The 15096-nt window shown below is 52.6% G+C and carries 19 protein-coding genes; 5 read left to right on the forward strand and 14 right to left on the reverse strand.

Annotation, left to right across the window (positions count from 1 at the left end; genetic code table 11):
• Positions 1 to 17: 17 nt before the first annotated feature.
• The gene (locus ABJG22_RS10525; RefSeq protein ID WP_348020180.1) at positions 18 to 1286 is read right to left on the reverse strand and encodes a cytochrome b/b6; all 1269 of its coding nucleotides are present in this window, start codon (positions 1284 to 1286) and stop codon (positions 18 to 20) included.
• Between the two features lie 12 nt (positions 1287 to 1298).
• Entirely contained in the window at positions 1299 to 1859 is a 561-nt protein-coding gene (gene petA, locus ABJG22_RS10530) for a ubiquinol-cytochrome c reductase iron-sulfur subunit (protein WP_348020181.1), read from the reverse strand.
• A gap of 174 nt (positions 1860 to 2033) precedes the next feature.
• Here petA and ABJG22_RS10535 point away from each other — a divergent pair, with 174 nt between their 5' ends.
• Genes ABJG22_RS10535 through ABJG22_RS10545 form a run of 3 tightly spaced genes read left to right on the forward strand, consistent with a single transcriptional unit; the run spans position 2034 to position 3936 of the window.
• The gene (locus ABJG22_RS10535; RefSeq protein ID WP_348020349.1) at positions 2034 to 2492 is read left to right on the forward strand and encodes a tRNA (cytidine(34)-2'-O)-methyltransferase; all 459 of its coding nucleotides are present in this window, start codon (positions 2034 to 2036) and stop codon (positions 2490 to 2492) included.
• Positions 2489 to 3346 (forward strand): oxygen-dependent coproporphyrinogen oxidase, encoded by an 858-nt coding sequence (hemF, locus tag ABJG22_RS10540; protein ID WP_348020182.1) that lies wholly within the window; start codon positions 2489 to 2491, stop codon positions 3344 to 3346. The genes ABJG22_RS10535 and hemF overlap by 4 nt, the downstream gene beginning before the upstream one ends.
• A gap of 11 nt (positions 3347 to 3357) precedes the next feature.
• Positions 3358 to 3936, forward strand: a complete 579-nt coding sequence (locus tag ABJG22_RS10545; RefSeq protein WP_348020183.1) for a GNAT family N-acetyltransferase — start codon at positions 3358 to 3360, stop codon at positions 3934 to 3936.
• Here the strand turns inward: ABJG22_RS10545 and ABJG22_RS10550 are convergent.
• A complete protein-coding gene (locus ABJG22_RS10550; protein WP_348020184.1) occupies positions 3929 to 4681 on the reverse strand; it encodes a hypothetical protein in 753 nt (250 codons plus the stop codon). The two genes, ABJG22_RS10545 and ABJG22_RS10550, sit on opposite strands and share 8 nt — an antisense overlap.
• A gap of 72 nt (positions 4682 to 4753) precedes the next feature.
• Here ABJG22_RS10550 and lipB point away from each other — a divergent pair, with 72 nt between their 5' ends.
• Both lipB and ABJG22_RS10560 read left to right on the forward strand, forming a co-directional pair.
• Positions 4754 to 5404, forward strand: a complete 651-nt coding sequence (gene lipB, locus ABJG22_RS10555) for a lipoyl(octanoyl) transferase LipB (RefSeq protein WP_348020185.1) — start codon at positions 4754 to 4756, stop codon at positions 5402 to 5404.
• 42 nt (positions 5405 to 5446) lie between these two features.
• Positions 5447 to 5695, forward strand: coding sequence for a hypothetical protein (locus tag ABJG22_RS10560; RefSeq protein ID WP_348020186.1), 249 nt, complete (start codon positions 5447 to 5449; stop codon positions 5693 to 5695).
• A gap of 4 nt (positions 5696 to 5699) precedes the next feature.
• Here ABJG22_RS10560 and queE read toward each other — a convergent pair whose 3' ends face one another.
• The 11 genes from queE to glmU all read right to left on the reverse strand — a co-directional run bounded on the left by queE (position 5700) and on the right by glmU (position 15056).
• Positions 5700 to 6344: a 7-carboxy-7-deazaguanine synthase gene (queE, locus tag ABJG22_RS10565; protein WP_348020187.1), complete on the reverse strand. Its 645-nt coding sequence runs from the start codon at positions 6342 to 6344 to the stop codon at positions 5700 to 5702.
• Positions 6344 to 7027 carry a 7-cyano-7-deazaguanine synthase QueC gene (gene queC / locus ABJG22_RS10570; RefSeq protein ID WP_348020188.1) on the reverse strand — a complete coding sequence of 228 codons (684 nt, stop codon included), beginning with the start codon at positions 7025 to 7027 and terminating at the stop codon, positions 6344 to 6346. Before queC ends, queE begins: the two co-directional genes overlap by 1 nt.
• 57 nt (positions 7028 to 7084) lie before the next feature.
• Complete coding sequence (locus ABJG22_RS10575) at positions 7085 to 7492, reverse strand: hypothetical protein (RefSeq protein WP_348020189.1); 408 nt, start codon at positions 7490 to 7492, stop codon at positions 7085 to 7087.
• Between the two features lie 145 nt (positions 7493 to 7637).
• Positions 7638 to 8540, reverse strand: coding sequence for an Hsp33 family molecular chaperone HslO (locus tag ABJG22_RS10580; protein ID WP_348020190.1), 903 nt, complete (start codon positions 8538 to 8540; stop codon positions 7638 to 7640).
• Positions 8540 to 9466, reverse strand: a complete 927-nt coding sequence (argF, locus tag ABJG22_RS10585) for an ornithine carbamoyltransferase (RefSeq protein WP_348020191.1) — start codon at positions 9464 to 9466, stop codon at positions 8540 to 8542. The genes ABJG22_RS10580 and argF overlap by 1 nt, the downstream gene beginning before the upstream one ends.
• Entirely contained in the window at positions 9463 to 10647 is a 1185-nt protein-coding gene (locus tag ABJG22_RS10590) for an aspartate aminotransferase family protein (protein WP_348020192.1), read from the reverse strand. Before ABJG22_RS10590 ends, argF begins: the two co-directional genes overlap by 4 nt.
• Before the next feature lie 104 nt (positions 10648 to 10751).
• Positions 10752 to 11132 carry a GFA family protein gene (locus ABJG22_RS10595; protein ID WP_348020193.1) on the reverse strand — a complete coding sequence of 127 codons (381 nt, stop codon included), beginning with the start codon at positions 11130 to 11132 and terminating at the stop codon, positions 10752 to 10754.
• A 38-nt stretch (positions 11133 to 11170) separates the two neighbouring features.
• On the reverse strand, positions 11171 to 12994 hold the full coding sequence (glmS, locus tag ABJG22_RS10600) for a glutamine--fructose-6-phosphate transaminase (isomerizing) (protein ID WP_348020194.1): 1824 nt from the start codon (positions 12992 to 12994) through the stop codon (positions 11171 to 11173).
• 6 nt (positions 12995 to 13000) lie between these two features.
• Complete coding sequence (locus tag ABJG22_RS10605; protein WP_348020195.1) at positions 13001 to 13378, reverse strand: type II toxin-antitoxin system VapC family toxin; 378 nt, start codon at positions 13376 to 13378, stop codon at positions 13001 to 13003.
• A 6-nt stretch (positions 13379 to 13384) separates the two neighbouring features.
• Positions 13385 to 13615, reverse strand: coding sequence for a ribbon-helix-helix protein, CopG family (locus tag ABJG22_RS10610; protein WP_348020196.1), 231 nt, complete (start codon positions 13613 to 13615; stop codon positions 13385 to 13387).
• A 91-nt stretch (positions 13616 to 13706) separates the two neighbouring features.
• Positions 13707 to 15056: a bifunctional UDP-N-acetylglucosamine diphosphorylase/glucosamine-1-phosphate N-acetyltransferase GlmU gene (glmU, locus tag ABJG22_RS10615; protein ID WP_348020197.1), complete on the reverse strand. Its 1350-nt coding sequence runs from the start codon at positions 15054 to 15056 to the stop codon at positions 13707 to 13709.
• Positions 15057 to 15096: the final 40 nt, after the last annotated feature.

Below are 15096 nucleotides of genomic sequence, written 5' to 3' on the forward strand. Positions count from 1 at the left end.
CGACAGGTCCCTGTTTCTTAGCTGGCAGTGTTGAGTGGCTTGCCGGTTACCGATTCAGTAATACTGTTCGGCAATGGCTCCGGTTTTTCCAACCGTGACAACAGCGGCAATACGATGAGGAAATGCGCAAAATAGTAAGCTGCGGCCAATTGGCTGATCATCACAAATGGTTCCTCAGCCGGCGCTCCGCCGCAATAGCCCAGGATCAAAACATCAATCACGAGAATGATGAAGAACATCTTGAACTTCGGCCGGAATTTACCGGAGCGTACGGGCGACTTGTCCAACCAAGGCAGGAAGAACCAGACCAGAATAGCGGAGAACATCGCCAACACACCCAGCAGTTTCGCCGGAATGAAGAGGAAATCGAACGTGAAGGCCCGCAAAATTGCGTACCAAGGCCAGAAATACCATTCCGGAACAATATGGGCCGGAGTGGAGAGCGGGTTCGCTGGAATATAGTTATCCGCGTGACCAAGCGCATTGGGCAGGAAGAACATCATGATCGTGAAGAAAATCAATGCCACGCCGAGCGTCCAACCATCTTTCGATGTATAATAAGGGTGGAATGGAACAGTATCCTGTGGCCCCTTCACGTCAACACCCGTCGGGTTGCTCGAACCCGGAATATGTAATGCCCATATGTGCATGATAATCACGCCTGCAATTACAAATGGCAATAGATAGTGAAGCGAGAAGAAACGGTTCAATGCCGCATTATCGGGAGCAAAACCGCCCAATAGCAGCTCCTGGATCGGCTGACCGATCAGCGGGATCGCTTCAAATAAGCCGGTAATCACTTTAGCGCCCCAGAAGCTCATTTGTCCCCAAGGGAGCACATAGCCCATAAATGCAGTCGCCATCGCCAGCAGATAAATTACCACGCCCAACAACCAAACCATTTCACGAGGCGCTTTGTAGGACCCATAATATAGGCCGCGTCCAATATGGAGGTAGATGGCAATGAAGAAGAAGCTAGCGCCATTGGCATGGGCATAGCGGATCATCCAGCCACTGTTTACGTCGCGCATGATATGTTCGACGGAGTCAAACGCGATACCCGCATTGGCAGCATAGTGCATAGCCAAAATGATGCCGGTAACGATCTGAACAACCAGAAAAAAACCAGCCAGCGAACCGAAGTTCCACATATAGTTCAAATTACGTGGTGTTGGATATCCAGCACCCAAGCTGTTGTAGATCAGCCGCGGAACCGGAAGCCGGTCGTCCATCCACTGGCCGAGTTCGGTCGTTGGTGTATATTGTTTTGCCCAAGGAAAGCTCATTTTTTCTGTCCTTTAGCCGATTTTCACGACGGTATCTGATAGGAATTCATGCTCTGGCACTTGAAGATTAGTCGGTGCCGGACCTTTGCGAATGCGCGCTGCCGTGTCATAATGTGAACCATGGCAAGGGCAGAAATAGCCCCCAAATTCGCCTTTAATTTCGCCTTGCGCCGCGCCGAGCGGGACACAACCAAGGTGGGTACATACACCCAGAGTAATCAACCAATTCTCTTTGCCTGCGGTGGTCCGGTCAGCAAGCGTCTCCGGATCGCGTAACTCGGCAACATCAACCGCATTTGCGTCAGAAATTTCCGAAGCGGTCAAATTGCGAATGAAAATCGGCTGTTTCCGCCAGCTTGTCTTGATCGACTGCCCTGTTTCGATTGCCGAAATATCAACTTCAATCGATGAGAGAGCGAGAACGTCTGCGCTCGGGTTCATCTGGTTAACCAGCGGGAATACGGTGGTAACCGCCCCAGCACCAGCGAAGCTCACTGCTGCTATATTGATAAAGTCCCGACGACGAACGCCGTCTTCTGCGACTGCCGTTTCAGCTGTTTCAACTGTTGCCATGCAAACAAGCCCTATTGATAATTATGACCCCCAGACTGCCCGAACATTGAAAACTGGATTAAACAGTTTGAACCGGCAGTGATTTGCGCGCCTGATAGCCGCGAAGGATAGGGTTTGCCAACAGGGAATTTTCGATTGACCAAACATTCACTTCTTGCGCATGATGTGGGCCCTATGAGGATAGCTTTATATCAACCCGAGATTGCGGGAAATTTAGGAACAATATTAAGGACTTGTGCATGTTTAAATGTGCCGGTTGATATCATAGAACCTTGTGGATTTCCATTTAGCGACCGCAGTTTGAAACGGGCTGGAATGGACTATTTTGACCATGTTCAATACACGCGACATGCCGATTGGGATGCATTCCGCGCAACGGTCGATTCCCAAAATGCGAGGATTATACTGCTCTCCAGCAAAGCAGACGCGCCGCTCCACGGATTCGCCTACCAAAAGAACGACATATTGTTGTTCGGATCGGAAGGTTCCGGCGTTCCACAAGACATCCATGATCAAGCGGATAGCCGAATCACTATCCCGATGAGGCCAGGCATGCGCAGCTTGAATCTCGCGGTTTCGGCTGGCATGGCTCTAGGCGAGGCCCTTAGACAAACAGGACAATTTCCAGAATGACCCGACAATTGGATGACCAGCAAATCACAGCTCAGACATGGTTCAAGCAATTGCGCGACGATATTTGTGCCGAATTCGAAAAAATTGAGTCTGAAGCCGGCAGCGACGCGACGTTCGAATATATCCCATGGGATCGCAAAAATCCGGACGGCAGCCCCGGCGGCGGCGGTATGCAGGGGAAGATGAACGGGAAGGTTTTTGAGAAAGTCGGCGTCAGTATTTCTACGGTCGATGGCACGTTTAGCGAGGAGTTTGCGCGCCAGATCAACGGCGCGGAAGAGGATCCACGTTTTTTTGCCACCGGCGTTAGCCTGGTCGCACATATGGCAAACCCACATGTTCCCAATGTTCATATGAACACACGGTTCCTGTGCACGACCAAACGATGGTTTGGTGGTGGTGCCGATTTGAATCCGGCGATTCCCTGTGAGGATGATACCGAAGCCTTCCACGCCCGCCTACGGTCAGCTTGTGCGGCACATAATCCGGAATATTATCCCCGGTTCAAAAAATGGGCGGACGACTATTTCTACATTCCGCACCGCAACGTCCATCGGGGCGTCGGCGGAATATTCTACGACCATATCGAGCTGGAAAAAGACACTGATTTTGAACGTCACTTTGCTTTTACGCAGGACGTCGGACGGGCATTCCTCGACATATTTCCTCAATTGGTCCGCAAGCGGATGGGCATGGCGTGGAGCCCCGAAGACAAACAGCAGCAGCTGGAATGGCGCGGACGCTATGCCGAATTTAATCTGGTCTATGATCGGGGCACGACCTTTGGACTGAAGACCGGAGGCAACGTCGATGCCATTTTGATGAGCCTGCCGCCCGAAGCCAAATGGCTCTGAACTGACGGACAATGCGTAATTACAATGTCCCCAAAAGTCATGTCGCAACCATCATAACTCATCTTGAAATGCATGAGCATGCTGTTCTCTCGGTACCGGATTGCAAGCTTAGCCTGGAACGTTGGACCAATCCGACGGTTGAGGACTATTGCGCCCTCTTTCGAAAGGTTGGCGAGCCTTGGATGTGGATATCCCGCTTGCTGATGGATGAGGATGAACTTGAGACTATCCTGCATGATCCCGCGGTAGAAGTTTCAATGGTCCGCGATGGCGAACAGTCGATTGGTTTTATCGAGCTGGACTTTCGCGAACCGGCCACATGTGAAATTGCCTTTTTCGGGCTGATACCCGAATGCAATGGCAAAGGTTATGGCCGTTGGATGATGAAGCAAGCGCTACAAAGGGCGTGGCGGGATGGAATCGAGCGGGTGTGGCTACATACATGCACGCAGGATTCACCGCGTGCCCTGCCCTTTTACCAACAATGCGGCTTCCGTATCTTCAAACAGGAAATCGATATGATGGAGGACCCGCGTCTGTCTGGTCACTTGCTGAAAACAGCCGCCCCCCACGTCCCCATATTCAGTTGACTATACCCTTCACATCGGCCTGCTTGCTCGTCAGTTCCATATAGATCGAAACATAGATCGCAATAACAACCAGCTGAAGCGCCGTATTGGTAATAGCAGCCACTAGATTCTCTATAAATGGCCAACCGAGGCCACCCGTAAACAGACCAGCTACGATTCCGATCAATATCTGCACGGCGCCAGCTGCGATCGCGCCGACGATTACAATGATCAAGAGAAAGAACAAAATTGAGAAACCATTGTCCTTGGTCACGGCCCAACTTCGCTTTAGCAATGCTACAGGGTGGCGTTCTCCTTCTTCGGCAATCACCACCGGTACAAGAATGAAACGGCAGGCTAGATACAGACCCGGAATGACGAACAGAATCATGCCCGGAAGTATCACCAACACTGACAATATATTGGCCATCAGATAGAATAGAAATGCTGCCAAGGCAGCGGACAGATTTTCGGCAACCGTATTGTCTCGCGATGGAGCAAGAGAAAAAACAATGGCAAGTGACCCAATGGCCATTGCGAGATTGGAGACGATGATTGAAAGATAATTTTCATTAAAATAGGCCGAATAAATCGCTGCCAATGCATCCATATTTTCATCGCCATTGACAATGGGTTGATCGACAAATTGCGCGAACAACAATGCCGGCAGAAAGAGAAAAACGCCGGCAATTGCCAATATTGCTTCTTTATGAGCGCCAAGCAGAGCCATAGCGCCATTCCAACATTGCATAAAGTTCAGCTTCATCTTCTCACCCTCACATCCATTATATGATTGCCAACCCTTGCCACCCGGCTAGCAAAAGTGCACGAAAATTCTATGAATAGCCTTAAAGACATTGAATGGCGGGTTTCGTCCCAACACGTCGCCTATCCCGACGCACTAGCCGAAATGGAAGGGCGCAACGCTGCGGTGCAAACCGGCGATGCGGAGGAATTGATCTGGCTGCTCGAGCATCCACCGCTTTATACTGCCGGCACCAGTTCCGACCCAACAGAACTTCTTAGTCAGGCATTCCCTGTCTACGATACCGGTCGCGGCGGCCGACATACCTATCATGGACCGGGCCAGCGGGTTGGCTATATTATTCTGGACCTTAAAAAACGAAATTCCGATGTACGCGGATTTGTACATGCGCTCGAAGATTGGGTCATTGCTGCCTTGGCCGAATTTGGCGTCGCGGCGCGGGCGGCGGAAGGCCGCGTTGGCATCTGGTGTGACACGCCCGATGGTCAGGAAGCCAAGATAGGCGCCATCGGCATTCGCATCCGAAAATGGGTCACAATGCACGGCTTTTCCGTCAACGTTGATCCCGACCTGAGCCATTTCGGGGGAATCGTTCCATGTGGGATCAGCGAATATCCGGTGACCAGCCTTGCTCAACTGGGTATCGCGATAAAGCTTCAGGAGTTTGACGAAGCGTTGCAAAAAACGGTCGGCAGCTTCCTGAAAGCAATTGATCAGGCCTAATCCGGGTCTATTGTATGACCTCACAGATGAGAGGATGATATAATGCACATGTTCCCCAAAATGGCCGCCGCTGCTGTACTCGCATTGAGCATTTCTGCCTGTTCCGACAACGAAGCGCCGGACGCCGGTGATGTCACAGAAACACAAATGGACGAAGTCGATGTCATTGATGGCACAATCAGCGACGATATGGTCGACGTCGATGCAATGAATGATGCCGCCACGACAGATAGTACAGAAGACTCCGGATCCACAGATGAAGCCGATTCAACCGAAGTAACAGAAGAGTAGTCTGTCAGGCCAAGCCTAGAATTTTATGCGTTTGTAATGACAAACGCCATTTTGGATGGGCCTGCACAAATGCAATGGCCTGTTCAAGATTGGCTTGGCTGGCGGCCGGGTCTTCGATTGCATCCTTCGGTTGCAACAATAAATTGTTGAAGGCCCATCCCTCCATGTCTTGCCAATCGCTTCCGTCCTGTGGCCAAATGAGTTTCAATTCATCGCCGGAGTACTGCACGGTCTCGCTTTGCGCTTTCGGGCTGATGCAAATCCAGTCAATCGCGCGCGGAACAGCCAGCGTGCCATTGGACTCTATCGCAATGTAAAAACCTTCTGCATGCAGCGCCTCAATCAAAGCGTCATCCACCTGCAGCATTGGTTCACCGCCGGTCAGAACTACAAAACGAGCTTCTTTTTCGTTGCCCCATGTATCCGCTGCGGCCTTCGCAAGATCGGTTGCTGTTTTAAATCGACCACCGCCCTCGCCGTCCATGCCGACAAAATCTGTGTCGCAGAATTGGCAAATCGCGCTGGCGCGATCCTTTTCCAGACCCGACCAAAGGTTGCATCCCGCAAAACGGACAAAAACCGCGCGGCGACCAGCATGCACGCCCTCCCCTTGCAGGGTAAGGAACATCTCTTTGACCGCATAGCTCATCAGGCCGCGTATCGCGTTGGATCGGCAAGCCCAGCTTCTTCAAAGCCCTTTTGCCGCAAGCGGCAACTATCACATAGGCCGCAATGCACGCCCCCGGGTGCCGGATCATAGCAGGACCAGCTCCAGGCCGCGTCAATCTTTAACCGGGCAGCTTCTTTGGCGATGTCCGCCTTGGTCATAAATTGCAGCGGTGTGCGGATGTTAAAGCCACTGCCTTGATCCCCCGCCTTGGTCGCGAGATCGGCCAGTCGTTCAAATCCTTCAATAAATTCCGGTCGGCAGTCCGGATAGCCGGAATAATCGAGGGCATTCACGCCGATAAATATATCCCGCGCTTGCCTGGCCTCCGCCAAACCCAGCGTCAGCGACAGAAAAATAAGATTGCGGGCGGGCACATAGGTGACAGGGATATGATCGGTGACGCCTGATTTTGGCACATCAATATCCGCAGTCAGGGCCGAACCACCAAAGCGGCTGAGATCAAGCGGCAAAACGATATGCTCAGCCACATCCAGTTTCGACGCGATCTTCTCAGCAGACTGCAATTCGATTTTATGCCGCTGGTTATAATCGACCGTCAGAGCGATCAACCGATAGCCTTGCTCCGCTGCAATCGCGGCAGACACCATTGAGTCCAGCCCACCGGACAATAATATGATCGCTGATTTTGATTCGGAAGTCATGATGCGCCCCGCTAATGGCCTTGCTTAGCTGGTGCAAGTCTTGCGCGCAATTTGACCTTAGCAACTACCGGTACGGCGCGCTTCCACATTGAAGGAAAAGGGCGCATTATTACGAATACCCTGAGAAGAAATCTGAAGCAAAGTGCTGGATTCCGCCTTGATTTCCGTAACCCCATGGCCAGCGCCACGGCATTTATAGCTTACGCGAAGCTTCTTTGGGGTATTTTCAATCACATAACGCGTACAAGATGTTTCGCCATGTTGAATTTGCAGCAACAATTCAGGATTTCCTAGACAAAGTGGCTTACCGGGCAAACCCGAACTGCGATCCGTCAACGTCCATTGGCCCTGCATAATACCGTCAAGCAAAGTCGCTTCCGGCGTTTGTGCCGGCGCGGCGATCGCAAAACCACACAAGACAGCGGCCGATGCGCTGATAGCTTTGATCAGTTTCAAGCCTTTCATTGATATTCTCCTGTCCTGTTGGTCGCTTTGGTCATTTCGTGAATCTTGAGATAATTTTTAATTATGGCCAATATCGTTATCAATTGTGGCAATCGATAGGAAGTTTTCGACAATTCCGGCCAAAAAGCCACATTTGTAGCAGCGCTTAGTTGTTTAAACTGGCGCTCGTAATCGTGAATTTTTTACTACAAAAAGCGCAGTCAATTGCGATATTTCCGTCGTCGTCCACCATATCTTTCTTATCTTCTTTCGGGAAACGCGCTATCACGCCCCTGATATGGTCTTCATTACAGCGGCATCCCTTAACGCACGGTTTACCGCTCAAAACCCTCACCTCATCGCTCTCGCTGAAAAGGCGCCACAAAACATCCTCCAGCGGTAGGTCCGTTTCGGTCAATTCTGACGCTTGCACACTACCGCCCATAATTTCGATATGCTCCCATTCGGGGTGATCCAATCGAACATGGAGCCGTTCGCGACCTTCTTCCCCTTCTGGCAGGTGCTGCACCAACAAACCGCCAGCGGATATCTGACCACTGTTCTCGCCAACGGCGACCCGGATCAGTGTCGGGATTTGTTCAGACTGAAAGAAATATTGCTGCACCGCTTCGGCTAAGCTGGCACCTTCCAAGGGTACGATCCCTTGATTACGGCCACGCGGCGCGGGAAGGTCAAAAGTGATGGCGAGATAGCCCTTGCCGAACAGAGAGGCCAAAGTGGGATCAATTGCTTGGCTAGCAAAGCGTTCACGATCATAATCAACATAACCGCGAAGCGCGCCATCCTTGTAATCACAGGCAAGAAGACGGATCACGCCGGCTTCTGTCTGGGCCTGCAACGTCAACTGCGCGCCATCATCTTTCAACAAGCCGCCGAGTAAAGCCGTCAAACAGACGGCCTCTGCCAAAACATTGCGGATCATCGACGGATAATCATGTGCCGCTAGAATTTCGTCCAGCGCAGGACCAAGCCGAACGATACGCCCGCGACAATCTTTCGCAGGAATCGCAAAGGACAATAGATTGTCGGTCAAAGCCGGATTCGCCATCAGATTTGGCCGAAACACCAACGAAGGACGGATTTTTGGGCGTGGATGCGGTTTTCAGCTTCATCCCAGATGACCGACTGTGGACCATCAATGACCGAAGGCATCACTTCTTCCCCCCTATGCGCGGGCAAGCAGTGCAGGAACAAGGCATCGGACTTCGCCTGCTCCATCAGCACGTCATTAACCTGATAGGGCATCATCGCAGCAAGCTTGTTATGGACATGCTCCTGTCCCATCGAGACCCAGGTATCCGTCACGACAACATCCGCACCAACTACCGCTTCATTCTCGCCCCGATGGATTGAGATATTGGCGCCAGCTGCTCGTGCGGTTTCGATAAAGCTTGGATCAGGATCATAGCCCTGTGGGCACCCTATGCGCAAATTGAACTTCATCAGGCCAGCGGCTTCGACTATGCTGTTGAGCACATTATTGCAGTCACCAAGCCACGCGACTTCTAAGCCCGGCAGAGCTTTGCCATGTTCAACCAAAGTCAGGAGATCGGCAACAATCTGGCAAGGATGCGAAAGATCGGTCAGGCCATTGATGACCGGCACTGTGGCGTTCTCCGCCAGTTCTTCGATCTTGGCGTGATCATCGGTCCGGATCATGATGGCATCGCACATGCGCGACAGAACCTTAGCGGTATCCGCCACTGTTTCCCCGCGTCCCAGCTGCATGGATCCGCTGTCCATCACAATGCTGGTCCCGCCGAGCTGACGAATGGCAATATCAAAAGACACCCGCGTTCGCGTGCTACTCTTTTCAAAGATCATCGCCAGTACATGGTCTGCCAGCGGTTTATCGGCATCCGGCTTGCCCTTGGGCCAAGTTTCACGCGCTGTCTTGCGATCAATCGCATCCGCTATCATGGCTGCAACCGCATCTCCGCCCGCATCGGCGAGACTCAGAAAATGCCGGCTCATGATGCTGGTGCTTCATAATCGGCTGCACCAGCAGACAGTTTTTCAATGAATGTCGCAATGTGACTATCATCAATATTCAACGGCGGAAGAATCCTTAGCGTATTATCGCCAGCCGCGACGGTCAAAAGACCGTGATTGTCTCGCAAATGCGCGACGAAGGAGCGTGATTCCTGGGTCATCATGATGCCGAGCATTAGCCCCTTACCCCGGACGCCCTTAAACAAATTGGGGTAGTTACCGATAAATTGTTCAATCGAAGCGCGTAGCTTGTCACCCGTCGACCGAACATTTTCCAGAAACTCGTCATTGGCAACCACATCCCAGACCGCATTACCAGCGGCCATGGCCAGTGGATTGCCTCCATAGGTTGAGCCATGGGTTCCAACCACCATGCCGCGAGCCGCCTCTTCCGTCGCCAAGCAGGCACCCAGCGGAAAGCCACCGCCGATCCCTTTTGCCGTTGCGAGAATATCCGGCGTGATGCCATATAGTTCATGGGCATATAGAGCGCCGGTACGTGCAACGCCGCTTTGCACTTCATCCAGCGCCAACAGGAAACCATGTTTGTCCGCAAGATTGCGCAACCCCTTCATAAAGGATTCGGACGCTGGCCTTACGCCGCCTTCACCCTGAATGGGTTCGACCAAAAATGCCGCCGTTTTATCGGTAATAGCCGCTTCCGCCGCTTCCAGATCATCAAATTCCACATATTTGAAACCAGCGAGCAGAGGCGAGAAGCCATGGTGCATCTTTTCTTGATTGGAGGCCGAGATGGTCGCCATCGTTCTTCCATGAAAGGCGTTCTTGAACGTGATAATCTCAAACCGGTCGCTGCCAGCCGATTGATGATAGGCGCGCGCTGTCTTGATCGCGCATTCAACCGCTTCGGCCCCGCTATTGGTATAGAACACCGTGTCTGCAAAAGTTGTATCGACCATACGTTGCGCGAATTTCTCACCTTGCGGGCTACCGTAAAGGTTAGAGACGTGCATTAACGTAGCGGCCTGATCCTGGATCGCTTTGGTCAGATGCGGATGACCGTGACCAAGCAAATTTACGGCGATACCGCTGGCGAAATCGAGAGCACGACGACCATCTTCGGAAATCAACCAGGCGCCTTCGCCTCGGACAGGACGAAAACCACACCGAGGATATACGGGCATGAGCGGGGTAATCGTCATCTTACTTTCCTTCCAAAAATGGACATAAACTAAAACAGAAAAGGCGACCCGACTGGCCGCCCTTATCTAGCTTGATTGCCTATACGCCTCGTCGCCTTGCCGCGTCAATCCGTAGCATTGAGGACGGCTTTGGCCTTTTCCCAATTTCGACCGTCAAATGGCCTGATACGCGGGGCCAGTTCATGCCCCTCGTCCAAACAGTGGAAGTTGATGCTCCAACAATCCGGATGAGAGCGCGGCTGATAGAAGCTTTTGACCCCGCAGTGCCGACAAAACAGGTGATCCGCCTGCCTGCTGCCGAATTTATAACTGATCAGATCGTTCCCACCCTTCAACAAGGTAAAATCTTCATGCGACGCGAAGAGATGGAGGAAGCCGGTGCCAGCACATGCTGAACAGTTACAATCCAACATTTCAGGAGATGCATCGACCGCGGCCTCGAAACGAACTGCGCCGCAATGACATCCGCCCGACACCTTTATCATTGGCGGGCCCGCCCCACAAAAACGAGCAATTGCGGCAACTATTCCACCGTCACCGATTTTGCCAGATTGCGGGGTTGATCGACATCCGTCCCTTTGGCGACTGCTGCATGATAAGACAGTAGCTGGACAGGAACGGCATAGACCAACGGCGCGATCAGTGGATGGACTTTCGGCATCTCGATTGTCGCCATGCAACCGTCGCCCGCTTCGGCGATGCCTTCTGCGTCGGAGATCAACACGACCTTGCCGCCGCGGGCCATGACTTCCTGCATATTGGAAACGGTTTTTTCAAACAACGGACCGGATGGAGCCAGCACGATCACCGGCACCGCTTCATCGATCAAAGCGATGGGACCGTGTTTCATCTCGCCAGAGGCATAGCCTTCCGCGTGGATATAGCTGATTTCCTTGAGTTTGAGCGCGCCTTCCAGTGCCAATGGATAGTCCGGACCGCGCCCCAGATATAGGACATCACGCGCCGGCGCTATAAGATGCGCCATATTGGCAATATCTTCATCATGGGCCAAAGCCGCGTTCAGCGCAGCGGGCGCTTCGGTGAGGTGCTCGACCACTTCATGTTCTTCATCTCGCGTCATCTTTCCTTTTACGACGGCCAGATGCGCGGCAAGGGCAGCCAGAACAGCAAGCTGGCAAGAGAAAGCTTTGGTCGACGCCACACCAATTTCCGGGCCGGCATGGGTGGGCAGCAACAGATCGGCTTCCCGCGCCATGCTGCTGGTCGGCACATTGACGACCACCGCGATTTTCTGGCCATTTTCTTTACTGTGGCGCAAGGCTGCCAACGTATCGGCGGTCTCTCCAGATTGGGAGATAAACAAAGCCAAGCCACCCGGCTCCAGTACCGGATCACGATACCGGAATTCTGATGCAAAATCCAAATCGACGGGTACCCGTGCGAAGGTTTCGAACCAATATTTTGCTACCATCCCGGCATAATAGCTGGTCCCGCAGGCTACGATGGTAATCCGTTTGATATCGCGCAGATCAAAATCCATCTGCGGCAGCGCCACTTTCTGCTCCAACGGCCGGATATAGGAAGACAGTGTTTGCGCAACGACCGTAGGTTGCTCGAAAATTTCTTTCTGCATGAAATGGCGATAATTGCCTTTTTCAATTGCAGTGGCCGATACGCCGGAAGTAGTGATTTCGCGCTCTACCGCACTGTTATTCTCATCATAAATCTTTGCACCATCGCGCGTAATAACCACCCAGTCCCCTTCTTCGAGATAGGCTATTTTCTGGGTCAAAGGCGCCAGCGCCAGCGCGTCGGAGCCCAAATAGGTCTCACCATCGCCATAGCCGACGACCAGAGGTGAACCGAGCCGCGCGCCGATCAGCTGATCTGGCTGCGTACGAAAGGCAATGGCCAACGCAAAAGCACCGCGCAGCTTCGGTAGGATGGCTTGGACAGCCTCTTCTGGAGATTTGCCCGCCTCAACCTGTTCGCTGACAAGATGCGCGACCACTTCGGTATCTGTTTCGCTCTCAAATGAACGCCCACGCGCACTTAATTCCTCGCGCAAAGGTTTGAAATTTTCAATGATACCATTGTGTACCAGTGCTACTTCATCCGTGGCATGGGGATGGGCGTTGCTCGTCGTAGGCGCACCGTGTGTGGCCCAGCGGGTATGCGCAATACCTATATTGCCGGCAGCAGCATCGGTTTTTAAAACAGATACGAGATTGGAAAGCTTCCCCTCCGCACGCCGGCGGATCAACTGGCCATCTTGTACCGTGCAAACGCCCGCGCTGTCATAGCCGCGATATTCCATTCGCTTCAGCCCATCAACGAGGCGATCGGAAACAGGTTCTTTGCCGACAATTCCAATAATTCCGCACATGCTATTTCAGGCTTTCTTATCCAGAGTATAGGGAATCCGAATCCCCGGCATTTCTACCGGAAAATCTTTTGTATTTCTTGTTATCAAAATCGCGCCATTTACCTGCGCAGTTGCGAGGATATAGGCATCAAGAAGTCTCATCTTGCTACGATAGCGGATATCAGCCGCGGCAATAGCAATTCGTTCGTCAACTTCAACCATTTGAAAGGGCGTCAGCAGTTGCGCCATATTGCTCCGGGTTTCAACCGCTTCACCAGCCAATAGCTCGGTCCAGACAATACGGCTGATCCTATGGCGTTTATAACGCGACAATTCGGCAATAGCTTGCGGCCGGTTTTTCAACCAGTCGACAAGAATGTTCGTGTCAAAAAAAGGATCAGACATATCGGATCAATCGTCCCGGTCCGCACGAACCGTCTGCTGATATTCGACGCCATCGGTGATATCAGGACGATCTTGCCAGTATCCCGCACCGCGTTCGATCCAACCTCCCCCAGCATTGGGGCGGTAGGCCGCGACTGCATCCCGTAAAAGCTGAGCACGCGACTTACCCTGCTCGAACGCAAGAGCGTCCAGCCATTTGATATCTTCATCGGGTAAGTCAGCGAGAATACGTGCCATGTCGATCACTGATATCAGGTCATGATATCATGTCAACTCATCATAACTTATGTGACGCAGACAGCAGGAGAGCCAGAGTTTTGGCTGTGGCTTACTTTCCAGCCTTCTTTTTCGCGCTCACTTCATTGAACCGCTTGGCCCAACCATTTTTCGCTGTCTGCTCTGCCCGTACCAGCGCCAAATCACCGGCTGTGACATCTTTCGTCAACGTCGCCCCTGCCCCGACAATTGCACCATCACCGATGTTGACCGGCGCCACCAAGGCGCTGTTCGAACCGATAAAGGCTCCTTTACCGATCACCGTTTTATATTTGAAAAAGCCGTCATAATTACAGGTGATGGTCCCAGCGCCAATATTCGCGCCCTCGCCCACTTCAGCATCACCAAGATAGGTCAAGTGATTGGCCTTTGCGCCTTTGCCCAAGGTGGCTTTTTTCATTTCAACGAAATTGCCGACCTTCGAACCTTCCTCCATCACAGCACCAGGACGCAGGCGGGCAAAAGGACCGACATTGCTGTTGGGCCCGATGGTTGCCCCATCGATATGGCTATGGCCATAGATGGTTGCGCCTGAGGCAATGGAAACGCCGGGGCCAAAGATCACATTGGGCTCGATCACAACGTCCGCAGCAATGTCCGTATCATGCGAAAACCAAACCGTTTCAGGCGCGATCAGACTGACACCATCGGCCATGGCCTGCTCGCGGCGCCGCGACTGCCATTCGCCTTCGACGGTCGCGAGTTCAGCGCGGCTGTTCACCCCGGCGACCTCGACCGGATCATCGACCTCGATCACCGCACTTTTCTGTCCGGGCAACATGACAATATCCGGCAGATAATATTCTCCCGCTGCATTGTCGTTGCTGATCTGGTCAAGCAGGATGAACAAGTCGGTCGAGCGTGCCGCCATCAGACCGCTGTTGCAAAGATTTACACTGCGTTCCTGATCATTAGCGTCCTTAAACTCGACCATCTTCTCGATGCCGCCCTGATCATCAGCGATGATTCGTCCATACGCCGCCGCATCGTCGGGACGAAACCCCAAGACAACGGCGCGCGGATCCGTCCCGTTGTTCAAACGGAAAATCATCTCCTGCATTGTATGTGCGCTGACCATCGGAACATCGCCGTAAAGAATCAGCACATCGCCCGCGAACCCCTTTAATGCATCATGGGCTTGAGCGACCGCATGGCCAGTGCCAAGCTGATCTTCCTGCACCGCTATCGCAACGTTGCGATCGGCAACGCTTGCTTCAATCTGCTCCCGCCGCGCCCCGACAACGACAACTGTTCGTTCGACACCGATAGAATCAACCGTATCGAGCAAATGATGCAGCATCGGTTTCCCGGCAATCGGATGCAGCACTTTATGGGTATCCGACTTCATGCGGGTACCCTGGCCTGCGGCTAAAATGATTGCGGCTAGCGGGCGAGATGTCATCGAATTACTCCGGAATAATGTTGGTCATATATGGTCTCTG

The sequence above is a fragment of the Parasphingorhabdus sp. genome (assembly GCF_039939955.1).
GTDB lineage: Bacteria > Pseudomonadota > Alphaproteobacteria > Sphingomonadales > Sphingomonadaceae > Parasphingorhabdus.